The sequence below is a fragment of the Rhodoferax sp. TH121 genome, from assembly GCF_002251855.1.
Taxonomy (GTDB): Bacteria; Pseudomonadota; Gammaproteobacteria; order Burkholderiales; family Burkholderiaceae_C; genus Allorhodoferax.
Genome location: NZ_NOXW01000022.1, coordinates 514,394 through 535,412, shown reverse-complemented (window position 1 = coordinate 535,412; position 21,019 = coordinate 514,394). Strand labels below are relative to the sequence as shown.

Genomic DNA, 21,019 nt, shown 5'->3' with positions numbered 1-21,019 from the left:
CGCGCAAGCCATTGCGCCACAAAATGCGTCGTTGGATGAAAACCGGAAATACCTTCTTGGCTCGCTGGTGCGTTGCGCAGCTACTGCTGGTCTGCGCACTCCTTGGCTTGGGCCGCTTTGCTTCGGCCAACGAGGTCGTCGCGCATCTCGACGACCACACGCCATCCACACCGGTGTGGCACGCCCTGCGCGTGTTGGCGGATCCCGACCAGACACTGGGCTTGCCAGACGCCATGGCCCAGCGCCACCAGTTCCAGCCCCCGACAACCGCCAACGGCACGCTTGGCATGGAGCACCACCAGGTATGGCTGCACATCCCCCTGACCGTGGCCCCTTCCGGGGACGGCTTGTGGGTCCTGGACATCGACTACCCGGTGCTTAACCACATTGCGGTGTACCTGACCCAGGGGACGCAGGTGCTCAAATACCTGCAGCAAGGCAATCTGGAGCCATATGAAAAGCGGGCCATCCAGGGGCGTGCCCACAGCTTTGGGCTGCAGCTCAAGCCGGGAGAAACCTACGACCTCTATCTGCGCATCACCAACACGGGCACCATGATTCTGCCCATCACCCTGAGCAAGCCCAACACATTCCACGCACGCGCACTGCAGGAACAGATGCTGCAAGGACTGCTCACCGGATTGGCCCTGTGCCTGCTGGTCTACAGCCTGGCCCAGTGGCTTACGCTGCGCGAGCCCTTGTACGGCAAGTACGCGCTGCTGGTGACAGGCAGCCTGCTGTTCTCCTTGTTGCACTTTGGCATTGGCTCCCAGTACTTGTGGGGCGGCAATGCATGGGCCGAGATCCATATGGGGGGGCTGTCCGCGCTGATTGCCGCCACTGGCTCCTTTCTTTTCAATGAACAGGCACTGGCAGGGCCGGACCTGCGCCCATGGCAACGCCGGCTCATGAAAATGGGGGCGGGCATTACGGCGACTTCCGCGGTGCTGTACGCCTTCGACCTTCTGGATGTGTTTGCCGTCACGGCGATTGTGAGCACCATTGGTCTGGCGCCAGCGCTGCTGGCCGCGCCAGGCGCCATTGCGCGCGCGCGCCGGGGTGACAGCGTGGGCCTCTACTTTCTGCTGGCGTGGGCCACCTACTTCATCAGCACCTTTGTACTGATCCAAGTGATCAAAGGCCGGGTGGATGCCAACTTCTGGACAATGCACGCCTTCCAGATCGGCGCCACCCTGGACATGCTGATCTTCATGCGTGTGCTAGGGCTGCGTACCAAGGCGCTGCACACCGCAGTGCAGGACGCCACGCAGGAGCGTGACAACCTGCGCTCGTTGGTGCACACCGACCCGCTGACCGAGTTGCCCAACCGCCGTGGGCTTCACACGGCCGTAGAGGCGGCCATCCAGGGCGCGCATGCCGACAACATGGTGGCGGTGTATGTCCTCGACCTGGATGGTTTCAAGCAGATCAATGACCAGTACGGCCATGACGTGGGGGATGAGTTGCTGGTGGCTGTGGCCCGGCGCCTGCAGGCCAATGTGCGCAGCACCGACGTGGTGTCCCGCCTGGGCGGCGATGAGTTTGTGGTGATGTCATGCCACCTGCACAGCGCACAGGAAGCCCACGACATTGGTGAAAAGCTGCTGGAAGCCTTTGCAGACCCCTTCGCCTTGGCGCAGCAGACCTGCCACATCGGCCTGACGGCCGGATATGCGCTGGCACCGCAGGACGGGATGAATGCGGTTGCCCTGCTCAAGTGCGCGGATGCCGCCATGTACGAGGGCAAGAGCGCAGGCAAGCACTGCGTGCGCCGCGGCAGCCTGACCTTCGCGCCCTAAACGGCCCGAACGCCGCGACGCTGCATCATGTCTTGTGCCATGGCCTGCAAGGCCGTGCTGGACAGCGCCGCTTGCGCGGCCGGATATACCAGCCCTTCTTCATGCACGATGTGCTGGCCGTACAAGACTGCAAACTGGTCCAGCGCCTGGGTCTGGCGAGGGCTCAGCGCCAACGTCCCCGTAGAGTCTTCTGCCACCGCCAGCAGGGCGGCCCGGGCCTGTACCCAGGCGGCCTCCATGTCACGGTGATCTTGCATGAGCTGGCGCACCAGCGTACGCAAGGCTGCGTCGGCCCCCAGCAGCAACGGGGGAAACACATGCAATTCTTCGTCCTGGTGGTGCAAAGGGGCTGCCACATCAAAGTAGCGCAGCACATCGCGCGCGGCCTGGCGCGCGTTGTCGTCGCAGCCCACCGTATGCAGATGCTGCTGCAAGCGCGCCATCAGCGCCAGGGTTCGCTGCACTCGCTCGTGGCAGGCCTGCAGCAGCTCAAACGGCGCCTCAAACCCTGCTTGCGGTGCCGGGTGCGGCAGGGGCTCAGCCAAGCTGCACCGCCTCGCCCTGCGGGTTGAAGGGGATGTAGGCGGCAATGTCGCCGCGCTGAATGGCATCCACCATGCGCTGCAGCACAGGGGCCGCATCGTCTGCGCTGGGCGCCTGCGCGCCCTGGCCCGACATGGCGGCCGCAAACACCATCGCCCAGGGCGGACCAAACTGGGCCGCTTCCTGCGCCAGCGCGGCAAACGAGGCCACCTCGTCCACCGCTTTGTCCACATACATCAGGGGCACCAGGGCCCCGCCCTGCCCCGCTTGGTACCGGGCGCGCTGCGCGGCATCGGCGTCCTCGGGCAACTCGGCCCCCGCAAACACCAGCAGCAGGCGCTGCGCCGTGGGTTGGGAACGCGCTGCTTGCAGCAATTCATCAAAATTGGAAATCATCACCAAGTCCTTGCATATTGCTTATCCGGGGCGCCCATCGCTGCGCCTGCGACCATACCAGCCCACCAGCCTGCCGCCCCACAGGGCCATCACGGCAAACCACCCACACGCCACCACCGCCAGCATCGGCGCTGCCCATGCGGCCGCACCTGCAGCCAGAATACGCAGAGCCGTGGCCACCTGCAAGAGCATGAAAAGGGACCACACCCAGCCATCAGCCACCAAGGCGCGGCCACTGTGGCCGGCCGACACGCGGGTCACCATGGCCAGCATCAGCGAGGCCAGACAACCCATGGTGAGCGCATGCAAGGCACCCAAGGGCAGCACAGGTGTGCCCAGGCCCCAGCTGAGCCACTGGCTGGCGCCGGCCAACAGCAAGGCCAGGCCCAGCCACACAAAGCCGATATGCAGCATGGTCAGCAGGCGGTTCTTGAGGCTTTGCACCAGCCCCCACACGCCGGCTAGCCACAGCAGCACTGCCCCGGCCGCCAGCTCCAGCGTACCGCGCAGCAGCAGCCACAGCGTGCCCCACGCCACGTCGGCCGGCTGCAGCAAGTCCAGCCAGACGGCCAGCACCTCCAGCACCACCACAGCAAGCATCAGCCCCAGCGCCCAGAACGGCCGCCACGCGGCGAGCTGTGGCATGGCGCTGGAGGTGAAGAATGGAATCATGCGGTGGGCCACGGCCACATAGACCGCCACCACAAAGCCCCACAGGCTCGTGAGCACACACGCCAGTGCCACCGCTTCGGCCACGGCCCATACGCTCACGACCAAGCCCAGCAGGCTGGCACACCCCACACCACAGGCTTGGGCAATCACCAGGGCATGGACCGTATCCACCACCTCACTACGGGCCAGCAAGCGCCAGAACAGCGCACTCATCCACAGCAGCCCCACACACGCCATCACCAACCCGCACAGCCCGACCGCCAAGTGCAGGTGCGCACCGGCCAGCCACAGCAGCCAGCCACCGGCCTGCAAAAGCAAGGGCGCCAGCAGTTGCGGAGCCTCCGGCGGCGGTACGCCCAGCCACTTGGGGCCGGCGGTGAACAGAAAGCCTGAGAAAAACAGCGGGATGAAGCCAAAGGTCATGACTGCCCCATGCACCAGCGAGGGCGAGAGCACGTAGGCCAGACCCAGCGCGCTGGTGACCCGATCCAGTTGCACCAGCGCCCACCACAGGCCCGCCGCCCACAGCAACACCATGCCCAGAAAGAAGCCCAACCGGTGCGGCGCCAGCAACAGGTGGCGCGGGTGCCAAGACATAGGTGCGCTCATCCGCAGGTCCCCACGTGGCCGCACTGGGTGCAGTAGCCACAGCCATCCTTGCGGATCACGGCATAGGCGCCGCACTCACCGCACTTCTTGCCCACCATCACCGGGTTGGCCGACGGTGTGCTCAGCCCCAGGCTGTTGTCTTCGGCGTCGTCTGCAGCCTCCGACGCACCGGCAGGCGCCTGCCGTCGCGCAATGATTTGCTGCAGCGCGTAGGCAATGGCAGCCACCTCGGAGTCGTGCCACAGCGGGACCTTGCTGCCATCCTGCTTGGTGTAGTGGCCCAGGCGCACCGGGCCGCGGTCCCAGGCCACTTTGCGCATGTCGCGCAGAGCCCGCTCCAGAAAGCCACCACGCGCCGCCAGCGAGAGCAGGCGCATGCTGGACGTAATCCACTGCTGCGACTCCCCGCTTTGGCCCAGCGGCATGAAGAACTCGATGGCACGCTCCACGGTGCCCCTGCCGTCTGCTGTCGGCACCGGCAAAAAGGACACCAGCAGGTACAGGGTCTTGTGCCCTTCCTGCGTCCAATACTCCACCTTCTCGGCCACGGCGGCCAGCGAACCTTTAGGGCGTTTTTCGATCACAGCACGCATGGGATCTGCGCGAGCAGCTATCAACTCGGGAGTAACTTCTGGCACTGCAACAGGTGAAGGAGTGACCTGCAGCACGGAGCCAAGGATGGCGTTGGGCCGGTAGGTGGCCAGGCCCTTGAGCCGCGCCTGCCAGGCCTGCAGGTACAGGCCCTTGAAATCTTCATAGGGGTAGTCGGCCGGCACGTTCACGGTCTTGGAGATGGCCGTGTCTACCAGCGGCTGCACCGCCTCCATCATGGCGATGTGGTCTTGCGCAGCCATTTCCAGCGCAGACACAAAGCTGGCAGGCAGTTGGTTCACATCGCCGCCTTGTGCGCGGTAGACGCGCCAAGCATGGTCTTCCACCGCGTATTCGCTGGTGCTGCCATCGGCCTCGCGTTTTTTGCGCGTGTAGGTCCAGGAGAACGCAGGCTCGATGCCGTTGGAGGCGTTGTCGGCAAAGGCCAGGCTCACGGTGCCGGTGGGGGCGATGGAGAGCAAATGGCTGTTGCGAATGCCGTGCGTGCGGATGTCAGCCTGCAGGGCTGCGGGCAGGCGACTGGCAAAGGTACCTTCTGCCAGGTAGCCGTCTGCGTCAAACCGGGGAAAGGCACCTTTCTCTTGCGCCAGAGCCACGGACGCCGCGTAGGCACTGTCGCGCATGCAGCTGGCAATCTGCACGGCCAGGGCTCGGCCCTCAGCGCTGTCGTAGCGCAGGCCCAGCAGGGTCAGCGTGTCGCCCAGGCCGGTAAAACCCACGCCGATGCGGCGCTTGGCGGCGGCCTCGGCCTGCTGCTGGGGCAGCGGCCACACCGTCACGTCCAGCACATTGTCCAGCGCCCGCACCTGCAGGGCCACGGACTGGGCAAAACCCGCAAAGTCAAACGCTGCGCCGCCGCCCTGGCCAAAGGGGTGCTGCACAAAGCGCGGCAGGATGATGGGCCCCAGGTCGCAGCAGCCATAGGCGGGCAGCGGCTGCTCGCCGCAGGGGTTGGTGGCTTCTATGGTTTCGCAATAGGCCAGGTTGTTGTCCTGGTTCATGCGGTCCAGAAACAGGATGCCAGGCTCGGCAAAGTCGTAGGTGGAGCGCATCACCGTGTCCCACAGGGTGCGGGCCGATACGGTGGTGTAGACCCAGCGCCCGTCGGCACGCTGGCGCGCCCCCTGCGCCAGCAGGGCCGCACCGGGCCTGGCGCGGTGCACCAGTCCCCAGGGCGCATCGGCCTGCAGGGCCTGCATGAAGGCATCGGGCACGCCCACCGAGACATTGAAGTTGTTCCAACGCCCCGGCGTGCGCTTGGCGGTGATGAACTCCAGCACATCGGGGTGGTCGATGCGCAGCACCCCCATTTGCGCACCGCGCCGCGCGCCTGCGCTCTCCACCGTAGAGCAGGACTGGTCGAACACATTGATGTAGCTGCACGGGCCCGAGGCCAGCGAGGCCGTGCCTTTCACATCAGCCCCGCGCGGGCGGATTCGCGAGAAGTCGTAGCCCACACCGCCACCGCGGCGCATAGTCTCGGCAGCTTCACGCAGGGCTTCGTAGATGCCGGGGTAGCCCTCGTCGTCCGTGCCCTGGATGCAGTCGCCCACGGGCTGCACAAAGCAGTTGATCAGCGTGGCCTGGATGCTGGTGCCCGCCGCACTCATGATGCGGCCGGCACCGATGGCCCCTGCGCGCAGGTTGCCCAGGAACAGCGCCTCGTAATGCGCCTGCTGCTCCGGTGCTTCTGCGCTGGCCAGGGCCCGCGCCACGCGGAGGTACACATCGTCGGCACAGGTTTCCCCGGCTTTGAGGTATTTCTCGGCCAGCACATCCTGGCTGATGGGCTGGGGCTTGTCGGCGTTCAGGCCGTGGACGGTCATAGCGTTTCTTTCTTGGACATCACGTCCGCAGGTGCGGACACAAGGGTGTGTTGCAGGGCTGGCAGTACCACAGAGGTCCACACGGCCTCACTCTCGGTGCTGCTGGGCAGGCGGTGCAGGTCTTTGCGCACGCCGTGGTCCGACAGGTCCACATGCACCGTGGGCTGCACGCCCTGCTGGGCCAGCGCATGGCGCACGCAATGCAGCGGGCAACCGTCCAGCGCCAGGATGGGACGGCCGGACTGGGCCGTGCGCGCCAGCGGCTTGACGCCCGCCCCCACCCCGGCAATACACGACATCTCGGCCAGCGCCGCATGGTCCAGGCGCAGCGCCATCTGGTTGGACAGCTGGGCCGCGCTGGAGCAGCCCGAGCAGGCATAGACCAGCGGCAACTGGGCGTAGCGCTGCTGCTCGGCGCGCAACTGGGCGGGGCCACTCATGGCAAGTCCTCCTCGGGCACCGTGAAGGCCTGGCCGTCGTACTCCACATAGGGCTGGTAGGGGCCGGTGCCGCTGTTCGATGCCGTGGAGGCCGGCACAAAGCCGGCCTGCTGGGCGTCAAACACATGGATCTCGCCGTCCTCAATGACATAGTGCCAGCCATGCAGCGTGAGACGACCGGCCTCCACCTCGCGGCGTACCATGGGGTAGTCCATCAGCCGCTCCAGCTGCAGCACCACGGAGCGCTGCTCGGTCCGCAACAGCGCCTCGGGACTGCTTTGCACGGGCAGCAAGGCCTCTTGCGCCAGTTTGAGCCAGGCCTGCAGCGCGCGGGCCTCCTCCGGCACACCTTCGTAGGCGGCACGGATGGCGCCGCAGTGGCTGTGCCCACAGACGATGACACGCTCCACATGCAGGTTCAGCACCGCGTATTCGATGGCCGCCATGGTGCCATGCAGCCCATGTGAACCGTCGTAAGGCGGCACCAGCGCCCCCACATTGCGCACGATGAACAACTCACCCGGTCCGGCGCCGGTCAACAAATAGGGCACCAGGCGCGAATCGGAGCAGCCAATAAACAGGGTCTTGGGGTGCTGCCCCTGCGCCACCAGGTCCTGGAAGCGCTGCTGGTGCAGCGGAAAGTAGTTGGAATGGAAGCGACGCAGCCGCAGCAGCAGCTCGTCGGGGGCTGGCGTCGCTTCCTTCATTGCACCAGGGGGGAATCGGCCCGCTCCAGACTCACGCCCTCCACCAGGGACTGCCCCACCAGCAGGCTCATGTACTGGTGCAAGGCTTTGGCACGCGACTGCAGCGTGAGCTGGGCCGCAATGCGCTCGCGCACTTCTTCATACGGGGCCTGCTTGCCCTTGCGGGTGGCCAGCACCTGGATGATGTGAAAGCCAAAGCGGGTGTGGATGAGCCGCGGGTGCACGCCCAACCCCAGACCCGCCTGGGCCTGGTGAAACAGCTCGTTGGCCAGCTCGGGCGCGCAATCGTGGGGCTGCAGCCAGCCCAGGTCACCGCCTTGGGTGCTGGTGGGGCAGTTGGACAGCTCGGCCGCCAGGGCCGCAAAGCGGTCGGGCGCCACGTCCTTGCCCAGCAATTCAATCAGGGCCTTTTCAGCGCGCACGGTGAGGGCGTGCACATTCACACCGGGGGTTACCGCAAACAGGATGTGGCGCACATGCACGGCCTGCCCCACCACAAACTGCGCCATGTTGGCCGTGTAGTAGCGCTGGCATTCTTCTTCGGTGGGCTGTGGGCTGGTGACGGCGGCGTCGAGCATGTCTTCCAGCACTTTGCGCTCTGCATCGTTCAACACTGGCGCGCTCAGGCCTTTGCTGCGCGGCAGCAGGCCGGCCTTGACCGCCTGCTGGCGCAGCAGCTCGGTGTAAGCCAGCTCCTGCAGGGTCAACGGATCGGGCTGCTCGCCGGGCGCATGCAGGCTGATGCCATTGATGCTGGCCACAGACACGGCACCGGAGGCTGCGGCGGCAGCGCACTGGCAGCTGCCGCTGCCGCAGCCGCCGGAATGGGAGGTGGAGGCGTTCATGGAAGGAGTCCTTTCAGCGGTGTGGGTGGCTGCGGCTCATGGGCTCGCGTGGTGTCATGCCGATGCGGCGACTGCGCACCAGCTGGTAGGGGCGCACCAGGTAGGCCACAGTGCCAAAGCCGCTCCACACATGCACCAGGCGGGTGAAGGGGAAGACCAGGAAGATGGACATGCCGAGGAACATGTGGGCCTTGAAGATCCAACCCGCCTCGGCCAGCAGCTCGGGAGCACCAACGCGCAGCGTCATGATGCGCTGGGCCCACTCGGCCAGCTTCATCATCATGCCGCCGTCCAGGTGCTGGGCCGACAAGGGAATCGTGGCCAGACCCAGGGCCAGTTGCAGCCACAGCAACACCAGCAACATGATGTCGCTGGTTTTGGAGTTGGCCCGAATACGCTCGTCGCTCAGTCGGCGGTGCAGCAATAGGCTGACCCCGATGAAACCCAGCAAACCAAACGCACCACCCGAGACCATGGCCACCAGTTGCTTGGCACCGGCACTGATGAAGGGCTCGTAGAGGAAGTGTGGCGTCAACATGCCAAAGCTGTGGCCAAAGAACAGGAACAGCACCCCCACATGGAACAGGTTGCTGCCCCAGCGCAACTGACCGGCACGCAGCAACTGCGAGGAGTCGCTCTTCCAGGTGTACTGTTCGCGGTCAAAGCGCAACAGGCTGCCCAGCAGAAACACGCTCAGGCAGATGTAGGGGTAGATGCCGAAGAGGAAGTTGTCGAGGGCGTTCATACAGCGGCTCCTTGCGCGGCTGGGGCCTTGCGCACGATGTGAATGGGCTGGGCTTCGCCGGGGCGGGACTGGCCTTTGGTACTGCAGCCGTCAAAGGCCTCAGGCTCGGCCCAGCTGTCGTCCAGCGGCGCATCGGCCACAAAGGGCACGGCCTGCACGCGCTGGCCTGCCAGCTCCAGCACCGCGGCCACCGCGGCTGCGTAGGGGCTGCCGCGCTTGAGCAGGGCACTGAAGATGGATGTGAGGATGTGGGCCATCTCGCCCAAAAAATCCTGGGCCAGTTGCGGTGGCTGGGTGGATGCGAACTCCAGCACCACACACAGGTGGTCGGGCAGCTCTTCGGCGGAAAGGCGCAGCCCGGCTTTTTCGTAGGTTTGCGCCAGGTCCACCATGGCAGGGCCACGGTCGCGCGAGTCGCCGTGCACATGCTCGAACAGGTGCAGCGAGGTGGCGCGGCCCCGGTCAAAGGTTTCCACGTACTGCGCTTCCACCTCCAGCGGGTCGCGACGGCTCAGATCGGCGGCCAAGCTGCGCAGCTCGGCGCGGCGGGCGGCGGGCACGCTGCCCTCCTGGTCCAGCACGTCCATCAAGGCGGGCAACTGGGCACGCAGGGCGGCGTCGGGGTAGCCCAGGAGCAGCGCCAGGGCCCGCAGGGAGTAACGGTTGTCTTTCATAGGTCTTCTCCTGCTCAGAGCATGGACTTGATGGGGATGGTGCGCGACTTGCTGCCACCGAAGAGGCTGGTCTCCGAGGCGCCGTCGGAGCAACCATTGCCAAACGAGAAGCCGCAGCCGCCGCGCAGGTCGAACGCGTTCTCGGCGTACTCGCGGTGGCTGCTGGGGATGACGAAGCGGTCTTCGTAGTTGGCAATCGCCATGATTTGGTACATCTCCTCCACCTCGGCCACGGTCAGGCCGGTTTGCTGCAGCACGGCCAGGTTCTCGATCTGGTCCACATGTTTGCTGCGCTGGTAGGCGCGCATGGCCAGCATGCGCTCCAGCGCCCGCACCACGGGGCCGCAGTCGCCGGCGGTGAGCAGGTTGGCCAGGTACTGCACGGGAATGCGCATCTGGGCAATGTCGGGCAGCTCGCCGTTGGGGCCGATGTGACCGGCGTTGGCAGCCGAGGTGATGGGCGAGAGCGGTGGCACGTACCACACCATGGGCAGCGTGCGGTACTCGGGGTGCAGGGGCAAAGCCACCTTCCACTCCACGGCCATCTTGTAGACCGGGCTCTTGCGCGCACCTTCCAGCCACGCTTCGGGGATACCGTCTTTGCGCGCCTGTTCGATGACGGCGGGGTCGCTCGGGTCCAGGAAAATGTCGAGCTGGGCCTGGTACAGGTCCTTCTCGTTTTCTACGCTGGCCGCTTCAGCAATGCGGTCGGCGTCGTACAGCACCACCCCCAGGTAGCGGATGCGGCCCACGCAGGTCTCGGAGCACACGGTGGGCTGGCCGGCCTCAATGCGGGGGTAGCAGAAGATGCACTTCTCGGCCTTACCGGTCTGCCAGTTGTAGTAAATCTTCTTGTAGGGGCAGCCCGACACGCACATGCGCCAGCCGCGGCACTTGTCCTGGTCGATCAGCACAATGCCGTCGTCTTCGCGCTTGTAGATGGAGCCCGAGGGGCACGAGGCCACACACGCCGGGTTCAGGCAGTGTTCGCACAGGCGCGGCAGGTACATCATGAAGGTGTTCTCGAACTGACCCACCATGTCCTTCTGGATCTGGTCGAAGTTGGCCAGGTTGGCGTCCTGGCTGCGCTTGCTGAATTCGCCACCCAGGATTTCTTCCCAGTTGGGGCCCCACTCGATCTTCTCCATGCGCTTGCCGGTGATCAGCGAGCGCGGCCGTGCGGTCGGCGCGGCCTTGGTTTCCTTGGCGGTTTGCAGGTGGTCGTAGTCGAAGGTGAAGGGCTCGTAGTAGTCGTCAATCTGCGGCATATTGGGGTTGGCGAAGATGCGCATGAGCAACTTCCACTTTCCGCCCTGGCGGGGCTCGATGGAGCCGTCCGCCTTGCGGACCCAGCCGCCGTTCCAGCGGTCTTGGTTCTCCCAGTCCTTGGGGTAGCCGATGCCGGGCTTGGTTTCCACGTTGTTGAACCAGGCGTATTCCACCCCGGGGCGGCTGGTCCAGACGTTTTTACAGGTGACCGAGCAGGTGTGGCAGCCGATGCACTTGTCCAGGTTCAGCACCATGCCGATTTGTGCGCGTACTTTCATAGTAATGTCTCCTCAGGCCTGGATGGTCGGTGTGGCGGACTCGCCATCGAGCCAGTCGATCTTGCGCATCTTGCGTACCACCACAAACTCGTCGCGGTTGGTACCGATGGTTCCGTAGTAGTTGAAGCCGTAGCTGAACTGCGCGTAGCCGCCGATCATGTGGGTGGGTTTGGTCACGATGCGGGTCACCGAGTTGTGGATGCCGCCGCGGGTGCCGGTGATCTCGGCGCCCGGGGTGTTGATGATCTTTTCCTGGGCGTGGTACATCATCACCATGCCCACCTTCACGCGCTGGCTCACCACCGCACGGGCCGCAATGGCGCCGTTGGTGTTGAACAGTTCGACCCAGTCGTTGTCCACAATGCCGGCGCTCCTGGCGTCGTCTTCACTGAGCCAGATCACCGGGCCACCGCGGTTGAGCGTCAGCATCATCAGGTTGTCCGTGTAGGTGGAGTGGATTCCCCACTTCTGGTGCGGCGTGATGAAGTTGAGCGAGATCTCTTTGTTGCCATTGGGTTTACGGCCCATGATGTCCCCCACGGTCTTCAGGTCCACGGGCGGGCGGTAGCTGGAGAGCCCTTCGCCAAACGCGGTCATCCAGGGGTGGTCCAGGTAGAACTGCTGGCGGCCGGTCAGGGTGCGCCAGGGAATCAGCTCATGCACATTGGTGTAGCCCGCGTTGTAGGACACGGTCTCGCTCTCGATGCCGCTCCAGGTGGGCGAGCTGATGATCTTGCGCGGCTGGGCCTGGATGTCACGGAAGCGAATCTTCTCGTCCTCGCGGTGGATGGCCAGGTGGGTGTGGTCCAGCCCGGTTTGCTTGCCCAGGGCTTCCCAGGCTTTCACGGCCACGTGGCCATTGGTCTCGGGGGCGAGTTGCAGCACCACCTCGCAGGCGTCAATATCGGTCTCAATGCGGGCCAGGCCCTTGGCGACACCCTCGGTATGTACATTGCCATTGAGCTCCTTGAGTTGGGCCACTTCGGTCTGGGTGTTCCAGGCAATGCCTTTGCCGCCATTGCCCACTTTTTCCAGCAAAGGGCCCAGGGCTGTGAAGCGGGCATAGGTGTTGGGGTAGTCGCGCTCCACCACCTGGATGCTGGGTGCGGTCTTGCCGGGGATGAGGTCGCACTCGCCCTTCTTCCACTCGGCCACGCCAAAAGGCTGGGCCAATTCGGCGGGCGTATCGTGCATCAGCGGGGTGAGCATGACTTCTTTTTCCACACCGAGGTGGCCCACACAGACCTCGCTAAAGGACTTGGCGAAGCCCTTGTAAATCTCCCAGTCGCTCTTGCTTTGCCAGGCCGGGTCCACCGCCGTGCTGAGGGGGTGGATGAAGGGGTGCATGTCGCTGGTGTTGAGGTCGTTCTTCTCATACCAGGTGGCGGTGGGCAGCACGATGTCGGAGTACAGACAGGTGGTGCTCATGCGGAAGTCCAGCGTGACCAGCAGGTCCAGCTTGCCTTCGGGTGCCTTGTCGTGCCATTGCACTTCGGTGGGTTTGGCGTCGTCCACCCCCAGGTCCTTGCCTTGCACGCCGTGGGTGGTGCCCAGCAGGTGCTTGAGGAAGTACTCGTGGCCTTTGCCGCTGGAGCCCAGAATGTTGGAGCGCCAGACAAACATGTTGCGCGGCCAGTTGGCGGGGTGGTCCGGGTCTTCGCAGCTCATGGCCAGGCTGCCGTCCTTGAGCGACTGCACCACATAGTCTTTGGGGTCCATGCCAGCAGCGGTAGCATCCTTCACCACCTGCATGGGGTTGGTCTGCAGCTGCGGGGCACTGGGCAACCAGCCCATGCGCTCGGCGCGCACGTTGTAGTCGATCAGGCTGCCGCCAAACTTGCTCTTGTCGGCCAGGGGCGAGAGGATCTCGTCCACGCCCAGGCGCTCGTAGCGCCACTGGTCGGTGTGGGCGTAGAAGAAGCTGGTGCTGTTCATCTGGCGCGGTGGGCGCACCCAATCCAGCGCAAAGGCCAACGCCGTCCAGCCGGTCTGGGGACGCAGTTTTTCCTGGCCCACGTAGTGCGCCCAACCGCCGCCACTTTGGCCGATGCAGCCGCACATCATCAGCATGTTGATGATGCCGCGGTAGTTCATGTCACTGTGGTACCAGTGGTTCATGGCCGCGCCGATGATGACCATGCTCTTGCCACGGGTCTTGTCCGCGTTGTCGGCAAACTGGCGCGCCACGGCGATCACCTGGTCACGCTTGACGCCGGTGATTTTTTCCTGCCAGGCGGGGGTGTAAGGGGTGTCGTCATCAAAGCTCATGGCGGCGTTCTCGCCAGGCAGGCCCCGGGCCACACCGTAGTTGGCCACGGTCAGGTCGAACACAGTGGCCACCAGGGCGTAGCGCTCCTCCCCCGCCTTGCCCAGCTTGACGCGGCGCACCGGCACCTTGCGCACCAGCACGTCACCCACAGCGGCGCTTTGTTTGTTGGCGTCGAAGTTGGGGGTGTCTATGCCGCCAAAGTACGGGAAGCCGACCTCTCCCACCTCATAGTCGGCAGCGGCACCATTCGCGCCGCCCTCCATCAGGCTGAGCTTGAGCGTGACCTCGGTGTCTCCCCGGGCCTCTTTGTTTTCCAGGTTCCATTTGCCCAGATCCTCGCGTTCGGCCGCGCCCCAGCGGAAACCGATAGAGCCGTTGGGCAGCACCATCTTGTCGTTCTCGTCCAGCGCGACGGTCTTCCACTCGGGGTTGTTGCTTTGGCCGAGCTTGCCGTTGAAGTCGCTGGCGCGCAGGTAGCGGCCGGGCACCATGACCTTGCGGCCATCGGGCAGCGTGCGCTCCTCCAACTGCACCAGATTCGGCATGTCGGTGTAGCGGCGCACGTAGTTGTCAAAGTAGCTGCTGCGCTTGTCGAAGTAAAACTCCTTGAGGATGACGTGGCCCATGGCCATGGCCACGGCGGCGTCGGTGCCCTGTTTGGGGTGCATCCACAGGTCGGCGAGCTTGCTGATCTCGGCGTAGTCGGGGGTGATGGCCACCGTCTTGGCACCCTTGTAGCGCACCTCGGTGAAGAAGTGGGCATCGGGCGTGCGGGTCTGGGGCACGTTGGAGCCCCAGGCGATGATGAAGGTGCTGTTGTACCAGTCGGCGCTCTCGGGCACGTCGGTTTGCTCACCCCAGACCTGGGGGCTGGCGGGCGGCAGGTCGCAGTACCAGTCGTAAAAGCTCATGCACACGCCACCGATGAGGCTGAGGTAGCGGCTGCCTGCGGCATAACTCACCATGCTCATGGCCGGAATGGGCGAGAAGCCGATGATGCGGTCCGGGCCATATTGCTTGGCGGTGTAGACGTTGGCGCTGGCCACCAGCTGGTTGATTTCTTCCCAGGTGCTGCGCACAAAGCCGCCCAGGCCACGCTGCTTTTGCCATTCGGCGCGGGCTTGCGGGTTCTCCACAATGCTGGCCCAGGCGTCCACCGGGCTCTTGGCCACCAGCAGGGCTGCGCGCCAGTGCTGCAGCAGGCGGGCCCGGATCATGGGGTACTTCACGCGGTTGGCGCTGTACAGGTACCAGCTGTAGCTGGCACCGCGGGCGCAGCCGCGGGGTTCGTGGTTGGGCAGGTCGGCGCGGGTACGGGGGTAGTCGGTCTGCTGGGTTTCCCAGGTGACGATGCCGCCCTTGACGTATATCTTCCACGAGCAGCTACCGGTGCAGTTCACACCGTGGGTGGATCGAACAATCTTGTCGTGCGCCCAGCGGTCGCGGTAGGCGTCTTCCCAGGTGCGGTCTTCGCCGGTGGCCACACCGTGGCCGTCGGCAAACTCCTCTGTGGGAGCCGAGAAATGGCTCAGGCGGTCCAGAAAATGGCTCATGGGGATACCTCTGCAGTCGATTTTTTGAATGAAATCAGGCCGTAGCCCAGGTGAAATATGCGCAAGCAGCTATACATTTGGTAGCAATCTTCCGTCTCAGGGGTTCTGGATCTCGGCGCCCTTGCGCAGGTAGAACCACCAGTTCAGCACCAGGCACAGGGCGTAGAAGACGGCAAAGCCGTAGAAGGCGTATTGCGGTGTTCCGGCCTTGATCTGCTGGCCGATGAGCACCGGGGCGATGAAGGCGCCGTAGGCTGCCACCGCCGAGGTCCAGCCCAACACCGGGCCGGCCTGCTGGCGGTCAAAGATGAAACCCACGCTGCGGAAGGTGGAGCCATTGCCAATGCCGCTGGCGGCAAACAGCACGATGAACAGGCCCATGAAGGCCATGAAGTGCTGCTCGGGCGTGGGCGACTGGTAGGCCTGCAACATCACGTAACCCACGGCGGCCGACGCCAGCACCATGATGGCGGAGATGATTTGCGTGACGATGGAGCCGCCTACCTTGTCCGAGATCCAGCCACCCACGGGCCGCACGGCGGCGCCGACAAAGGGGCCTATCCAGGCGTAGGTGAGGGCCGATGGGGCGTTGGGGTTCTTGACCGTGTGCTGCAGCACGCCAGCCGCATCGGGGATGTGCTGGAAGCCGAAGATCACGGTGATGGCCAGGGGCAGGGCCATGGAGAAGCCAATGAAGCTGCCGAAGGTGACCACGTAGAGCGCGGTCATGCTCCAGGTGTGCTTGTTGCGGAAGATGGCGAATTGCTTTTGCACGTTCTCGCGCATGGCGCCGAAGGCAGCGACGCGCATCATCAGCACGGCGGCCAGAATGTCCAAAGGAATCGCCACCCACATGTTCAGCAGGCCCAGGCCGGTGGGCGCTGGCAGGTACAGGTACAACATGCCGATGGACGGGATGAAGGCCAGCGAATACAGATACGTGATCTTGCCGAAGGCCACCAGCGGGTTGCCGGTCGTGGGCGACACGGTCTTGAGGTTGCTCATGCCCCACCAGCAGAGGATGGACAGCGGAATGAGCGACAGCACCCAGGCAAAGCCCGCGTTCTGGATGTAGGTGGGGGTGCCGGCCGCAATCTTGCCGAAGATCCAGCCGCTGTCTTTCACCAGGGCCTTGGCTTCACCGCCGAAGGCGCCAAAGATGCCGATGGTCATGACCAGCGGGATGACGATCTGCATGGTGGTCACGCCAAAGTTGCCCAAGCCGGCGTTCAGGCCCAGGGCCGTGCCCTGCAGGCGCTTGGGGAAAAAGGTGCTGATGTTGGACATGGAGGACGCAAAGTTGCCGCCGCCCACGCCCGACCACAGCGCCATGAGCTGGAACACCCACAGCGGCCACTCGGGGTGCTGTAGCGCCACGCCGGTACCGATGGCGGGGGCCAGCAGCATGGCCGTGGTCAGGAAGATGGTGTTGCGCCCGCCCGCCATGCGGATCAGGAAGGACGCCGGGATGCGCATGGTGGCGCCCGAGATGCCGGCAATGGCGGTCAGCGTGAACAGTTCGGCCTGGGTGAAGGGAAAGCCCAGGTTCAGCATCTGCACGGTGATGATGCCCCACATGCCCCAGACGGCAAAGCCGCACAGCAGGGCCGGAATGGAAATCCAGAGGTTGCGGTAAGCGACCTTTTTGCCTGTGCTCTCCCAGAAGCGTTCGTCTTCGGGGCGCCAGTCGGCAATGTCAGCACGCGAGGAGGCGTTGGTGCTCATGTCAATGTCCTAGCTTTGAAGGGAAAAGTTTTTGGCGTTCTGACCCATGACTTCGGTCTTGCGCACCTCGGTCCAGTACATCCAGATCAGCGACACCCAGACCACGCCGTACATCAGCATGAAAGCGCTGGAGCGGATGCCGGTCAGGTCCATCAACACGCCAAACAGGATGGGCAAGATGAAGCCGCCCAGGCCGCCGGCCAGGCCCACGATGCCGCTGATGGCGCCGATGTTGTGGCTATAGTCATCGCTGATGTACTTGAAGACACTGGCCTTGCCAAAGGCCCAGGCAATGCCCAGGATGAACATCAGGCCGGTGAACACATAGACGTTGAGGCCGATGTGGAAGGTGCTGGGGCCGTTCACCGTCATGACGGTGAAATCGGTCTGCGGGTAGGACAGCAGGAACAGGCAGATCCAGCTCACCCACAGCACCCACCAGGTCACGCTGTGGGCACCGTATTTGTCGGACAGCATGCCGCCGAAGGCACGCAGCACCCCACCGGGCAAGGAGAAACACGCGGCCAGCAAGGCAGCCACGCGGATGTCCAGGCCAAACTCGCCCACGTAGTACTGCACCATCCACAGCGCCAACGCCACATAGCCGCCAAACACAATGCTGTAGTACTGGCAGTACTTGATGACCTTGGGGTCTTTCAGCGCCTTGAGCTGGTCGGTGAACTTGACGTTGTTGGGCACCAAGTGGGCCGGGTCGCTGTGGCTGAACATCCAGAACAGCACCAGCGTGCCCAGCATGATGGCCGCATAGACCTGCGGCACCATGGTCCAACCAAAGGCGACCAGAATCACCGGCGCCACAAACTTGTTGACGGCCGAGCCCGAGTTGCCCGCTCCGTAAATGCCCATGGCCGTGCCCTGCTTGGTCTTGGGGAACCAGCGCGCCACATAAGGGGTGCCGACCGAGAACGAGCCGCCGGCAAGACCGACAAACAGGCCGATGGTGATGAAGTGCCAGTACTGGGTGGCGTAGGCCATCATCCAGATGGCAGGCACGGTCACAGCCATCAATACCGCCATGACGATGCGACCACCAAAGCGGTCGGTCCAGATGCCCAGCGGCACCCGGATCAGCGAGCCGGTGAGCACCGGCGTGGCGGTGAGCAGGCCGAACTCCGTGGCATTCAGGTTCAGCATCTTCTTGATCGGGATACCGATCACGCCAAACATCATCCACACCATGAAACACACGGTAAACGCCAACGTGCTGACGATGAGTACCGACCAGGCTTTGCGCGCGTTGCTTAAATCAGAGGCCATATTCCATCTCCTAGGGATGGAATGACTGTCGTGGTTTGGGGGCGGATTGAACATCCGCCATTGGTACTGGTCGCAGGCCGCCAAAGAACTATGTCGCCACGGGGCGGCATAGTTCCAAAGGAGTAGCGTCCAGGAAGTGTGGCGGGCGCCTGATCTGGATCAAACTAGGCCGCGCGCCGCGGCGTATACCGCCGCCTGCACCCGCGAACTGAGCTGCAGCTTGCGCAGGATGTGCTGCACGTGCACCTTGACCGTGGTTTCGGCAATGTCCAATGCCCGCCCGATCAACTTGTTGCTGTCGCCGCGCGCGATGTACGCCAGGATTTCGCGCTCGCGGGCCGACAGCGATTCCAGCCCGCCATCCGCGGGCGCCAGGTCGGCCGTCAGGCTGGCCTCGGCCGGCGCCACGGCTGCTTGCACCGGCTTGGCCCGGAAAGCGGCCACAAACTTGGTCATCATCTCGGGGCTGATCACGGGCTCCCCCGCCATGACCTTGACCAGCGCATCGCACAGGTGCTCGGACTCCACGGTCTTGAGCAGGTAGCCATCGGCCCCGGCCTGCATGGCCGCGGCCAAATCCTGCGCGTCCTCGCTGACGGTGAGCATGAGAATGCGCACGCCGGCAAAGGCCTCTTTCAGAGCGGCAATGCCATCCACCCCGCGCACGCCCGGCAGGTGGTTGTCCAGCAGGATCAGCTGCGGGGCCAAGGTACCCGCGCAGCGCAGCGCCTCGCCCATGTCAGCGGCCTGGGCCACGACCTCGAAGCGGCCGTCCTGGGACAGCAGGGCCACCAGCCCACGGCGAAACAGGGAGTGGTCGTCCACCACCATCAGTCGGAGAAGCGTCATGGCGGGTATTGTCAGGCCAAGGGGGCGGGCGCCGAAACATTGCCGATCACCGGGTGGGCCGGCAGATCCAAGCTCACGGTGGTGCCGCTCCCGGGGTGGGACTGCACCTCGACAGTGGCACCAATGCGGGCGGCACGCTCCTGCATGATGGTGAGCCCCACGTGTGAACTGTCACGCTGCTGCGCGGCCAGAAACCCCACCCCGTCGTCCTGCACGGCAAAGCGCCAGCACTCGCCCTTGGTCACATTCAGTGTGACCTGGTTCGCCTGGGCATGTTTGCGCACATTCGACAAGGCCTCTTGCACCACATGCAGCACCTGCACCTGCACGTCCGAAGGCAGCGGCAGGCCATCGCCACTGATGTGCAGCTGCGTGGCCAAGCCACTCTGGTGCTTGAACTTTTGCAAGGTTTCCAGCAACGCGGACGCGATGTCTTCGGTGTTGGTGCGGGTGCGAAAGTGCACCAGCAGTTCGCGCACATCGTTGATACTTTCCTTGAGCCCGGTGTCCAGCTCGTCCAGCGCCAACTGCACCTGCTCCGGCTGAGCCTTGTGGGTCGCGCTGCGCAACAGCTGCACCTGGATTTTGAGAAACGCCAGCGACTGCGCAATCGAGTCATGCAGCTCGCGTGCCAGCAAGGCCCGCTCTTCGCCCACCGCCGCTTCCCGCTCCAACGCAGCCGCACGCAGCCCCTCCAGGGCACTGGCCAGGTGACTGGCCAGTGCGTCGAGCAGCTCCACCTCGTCCTTGGAGAGCTCCACCGCGTGCCGGAAGAACAGGTCAATTTCCCCCATCAGACGCTGCTGCAGCCGCACGGGCACGCTGACCAGGCTTTCGTAGCCGGCCTTAACGCAGCGGCGCATGGGCGCTGCCGTGTGGTCATGGATGGGGATCACACGCGTGCGCGCATCGGGCTGCAGGCTGCCGCAGGCGCAAGCGCCGGCCAAGAGGCTGCGCTCTTCCTCCAGCATGTCCTGCGGAAAGCAATCGGATGCGAGCATCAGGTAACGCTGATTGGCCTCGTCTGACCAGCGCACAGTCACGGCATCGGCACTCATCACCAGGCGCACCCGCTGCGCAAAGCCGCGCGACATCTCTTCGATGGAATTGGCGCCAGCCAAAAATGCACTGACTTCGTACAAGGCCTCAATGCGTGCGCGCTGCGCCTCGATGCGCTCGGTCTTGGCAATGACCTGGGCTTCCAGCCCGTCGTACATGGCCTGCAGCTGCGTAGACATGCGGTTGAAGCCCTGCGCCACCTGGCCAAACTCGTCCTGGTTATCCACTTCGATGCGGGTGCCAAAGTCCCCTTCCTCCACTTTGTGCAAGCCCTGCTGCAGCTGCAGCAGCGGGTTGATGACATACAAGTAGCCGGTGTAGAGCATCAGCACCGCCCCGCCAATGGCAAGCGCCATCATCACAAACTGGAACAGGTTCAGGATGGCTGTGAGTCGGGCGAGCTGGTGCTCGATGGCCAGCACCAGCGCATCGATGGCGGCCACAAATTCCTCAGCAGCCTGCAACGACGCCTTCGCTGTGGGCGGCGGCTCCCCCGCCCACTGGCTGCGCTGGGCCTGCCACAGGCGATTGACTCCCGTAAAACGCTCACGCACGCCCGCATCCCAGGGCACAAACAGCGGACGCGAGGGGTCACCGGTTCGCAGCAATTCCAGGCTCTGGTCAAACTGCGCCACCAACGCCAACACCTGTGGACGCGGCACATCGGCCTGCAAGGCACTGGCCAGGCGCCAGGCCTGCATGCGCATGCGCCCGGCCTCATTGACCGAAGCCGCGCCGCCCTCCAGTTGCCAGGTCACCCACAGGGTGAGGCCAATCGACATCAGCGCCACCACCAAGAGGCTGGCGCCAATGCGGATCAGCTTGGTGGACAGGGATGCGGCACGGGAGCGGGACATGCGCAAATTATGCG

The 21,019-nt window shown here is 64.5% G+C and carries 14 protein-coding genes and 1 pseudogene; 1 reads left to right on the top strand and 14 read right to left on the bottom strand.

The features are described from left to right. The first annotated feature begins 35 nt into the window (after nt 1-35). Nucleotides 36-1,799, top strand: coding sequence for a diguanylate cyclase (locus CHU94_RS16850; RefSeq protein WP_255034010.1), 1,764 nt, complete (start codon nt 36-38; stop codon nt 1,797-1,799). On the opposite strand, the gene CHU94_RS16845 is transcribed toward CHU94_RS16850, so the two are convergent. The 14 genes and pseudogenes from CHU94_RS16845 to CHU94_RS16775 all read right to left on the bottom strand — a co-directional run bounded on the left by CHU94_RS16845 (nt 1,796) and on the right by CHU94_RS16775 (nt 21,005). After that, nucleotides 1,796-2,344: a hemerythrin domain-containing protein gene (locus CHU94_RS16845; protein ID WP_255034009.1), complete on the bottom strand. Its 549-nt coding sequence runs from the start codon at nt 2,342-2,344 to the stop codon at nt 1,796-1,798. The two genes, CHU94_RS16850 and CHU94_RS16845, sit on opposite strands and share 4 nt — an antisense overlap. Continuing rightward, nucleotides 2,337-2,741 carry a ribonucleotide reductase subunit alpha gene (locus CHU94_RS16840; RefSeq protein ID WP_094482825.1) on the bottom strand — a complete coding sequence of 135 codons (405 nt, stop codon included), beginning with the start codon at nt 2,739-2,741 and terminating at the stop codon, nt 2,337-2,339. The genes CHU94_RS16845 and CHU94_RS16840 overlap by 8 nt, the downstream gene beginning before the upstream one ends. An 18-nt stretch (nt 2,742-2,759) precedes the next feature. After that, nucleotides 2,760-4,007 (bottom strand): NnrS family protein, encoded by a 1,248-nt coding sequence (locus CHU94_RS16835; protein ID WP_255034008.1) that lies wholly within the window; start codon nt 4,005-4,007, stop codon nt 2,760-2,762. Nucleotides 4,008-4,015: 8 nt separating this feature from the next. Continuing rightward, nucleotides 4,016-6,457, bottom strand: a complete 2,442-nt coding sequence (locus tag CHU94_RS16830; RefSeq protein ID WP_094481998.1) for an adenosylcobalamin-dependent ribonucleoside-diphosphate reductase — start codon at nt 6,455-6,457, stop codon at nt 4,016-4,018. Then, nucleotides 6,454-6,897, bottom strand: a complete 444-nt coding sequence (locus CHU94_RS16825) for a putative zinc-binding protein (protein ID WP_094481996.1) — start codon at nt 6,895-6,897, stop codon at nt 6,454-6,456. The genes CHU94_RS16830 and CHU94_RS16825 overlap by 4 nt, the downstream gene beginning before the upstream one ends. Further along, the gene (locus CHU94_RS16820) at nt 6,894-7,604 is read right to left on the bottom strand and encodes a carbonic anhydrase (RefSeq protein ID WP_094481994.1); all 711 of its coding nucleotides are present in this window, start codon (nt 7,602-7,604) and stop codon (nt 6,894-6,896) included. The genes CHU94_RS16825 and CHU94_RS16820 overlap by 4 nt, the downstream gene beginning before the upstream one ends. Further along, on the bottom strand, nt 7,601-8,449 hold the full coding sequence (locus CHU94_RS16815) for a peptidylprolyl isomerase (protein ID WP_094481992.1): 849 nt from the start codon (nt 8,447-8,449) through the stop codon (nt 7,601-7,603). The genes CHU94_RS16820 and CHU94_RS16815 overlap by 4 nt, the downstream gene beginning before the upstream one ends. Nucleotides 8,450-8,462: 13 nt before the next feature. After that, complete coding sequence (gene narI / locus CHU94_RS16810) at nt 8,463-9,194, bottom strand: respiratory nitrate reductase subunit gamma (protein WP_094481990.1); 732 nt, start codon at nt 9,192-9,194, stop codon at nt 8,463-8,465. Then, nucleotides 9,191-9,868 carry a nitrate reductase molybdenum cofactor assembly chaperone gene (narJ, locus tag CHU94_RS16805; RefSeq protein WP_094481988.1) on the bottom strand — a complete coding sequence of 226 codons (678 nt, stop codon included), beginning with the start codon at nt 9,866-9,868 and terminating at the stop codon, nt 9,191-9,193. Before narJ ends, narI begins: the two co-directional genes overlap by 4 nt. Before the next feature lie 14 nt (nt 9,869-9,882). Then, entirely contained in the window at nt 9,883-11,415 is a 1,533-nt protein-coding gene (narH, locus tag CHU94_RS16800; RefSeq protein ID WP_094481986.1) for a nitrate reductase subunit beta, read from the bottom strand. Between the two features lie 12 nt (nt 11,416-11,427). Further along, nucleotides 11,428-15,237, bottom strand: coding sequence for a nitrate reductase subunit alpha (locus CHU94_RS16795; RefSeq protein WP_094481984.1), 3,810 nt, complete (start codon nt 15,235-15,237; stop codon nt 11,428-11,430). Between the two features lie 96 nt (nt 15,238-15,333). Continuing rightward, nucleotides 15,334-18,240 (bottom strand): annotated as a pseudogene (locus CHU94_RS19585) (nitrate/nitrite transporter). A 159-nt stretch (nt 18,241-18,399) separates the two neighbouring features. Then, nucleotides 18,400-19,089, bottom strand: a complete 690-nt coding sequence (locus CHU94_RS16780) for a response regulator (protein WP_176452066.1) — start codon at nt 19,087-19,089, stop codon at nt 18,400-18,402. Between the two features lie 11 nt (nt 19,090-19,100). Next, the gene (locus CHU94_RS16775; RefSeq protein ID WP_094481976.1) at nt 19,101-21,005 is read right to left on the bottom strand and encodes a type IV pili methyl-accepting chemotaxis transducer N-terminal domain-containing protein; all 1,905 of its coding nucleotides are present in this window, start codon (nt 21,003-21,005) and stop codon (nt 19,101-19,103) included. Nucleotides 21,006-21,019: the final 14 nt, after the last annotated feature.

What these genes read in the sequence shown, in the direction of transcription:
- CHU94_RS16795 (WP_094481984.1), bottom strand. Translation starts at nt 15,237, where the DNA reads ATGAGCCATTTTCTGGACCGCCTGAGCCATTTCTCGGCTCCCACAGAG.
- CHU94_RS16825 (WP_094481996.1), bottom strand. Translation starts at nt 6,897, where the DNA reads ATGAGTGGCCCCGCCCAGTTGCGCGCCGAGCAGCAGCGCTACGCCCAG.
- CHU94_RS16780 (WP_176452066.1), bottom strand. Translation starts at nt 19,089, where the DNA reads ATGACGCTTCTCCGACTGATGGTGGTGGACGACCACTCCCTGTTTCGC.
- CHU94_RS16820 (WP_094481994.1), bottom strand. Translation starts at nt 7,604, where the DNA reads ATGAAGGAAGCGACGCCAGCCCCCGACGAGCTGCTGCTGCGGCTGCGT.
- narJ (WP_094481988.1), bottom strand. Translation starts at nt 9,868, where the DNA reads ATGAAAGACAACCGTTACTCCCTGCGGGCCCTGGCGCTGCTCCTGGGC.
- CHU94_RS16850 (WP_255034010.1), top strand. Translation starts at nt 36, where the DNA reads ATGAAAACCGGAAATACCTTCTTGGCTCGCTGGTGCGTTGCGCAGCTA.
- narI (WP_094481990.1), bottom strand. Translation starts at nt 9,194, where the DNA reads ATGAACGCCCTCGACAACTTCCTCTTCGGCATCTACCCCTACATCTGC.
- CHU94_RS16815 (WP_094481992.1), bottom strand. Translation starts at nt 8,449, where the DNA reads ATGAACGCCTCCACCTCCCATTCCGGCGGCTGCGGCAGCGGCAGCTGC.
- narH (WP_094481986.1), bottom strand. Translation starts at nt 11,415, where the DNA reads ATGAAAGTACGCGCACAAATCGGCATGGTGCTGAACCTGGACAAGTGC.
- CHU94_RS16835 (WP_255034008.1), bottom strand. Translation starts at nt 4,007, where the DNA reads ATGTCTTGGCACCCGCGCCACCTGTTGCTGGCGCCGCACCGGTTGGGC.
- CHU94_RS16830 (WP_094481998.1), bottom strand. Translation starts at nt 6,457, where the DNA reads ATGACCGTCCACGGCCTGAACGCCGACAAGCCCCAGCCCATCAGCCAG.
- CHU94_RS16775 (WP_094481976.1), bottom strand. Translation starts at nt 21,005, where the DNA reads ATGTCCCGCTCCCGTGCCGCATCCCTGTCCACCAAGCTGATCCGCATT.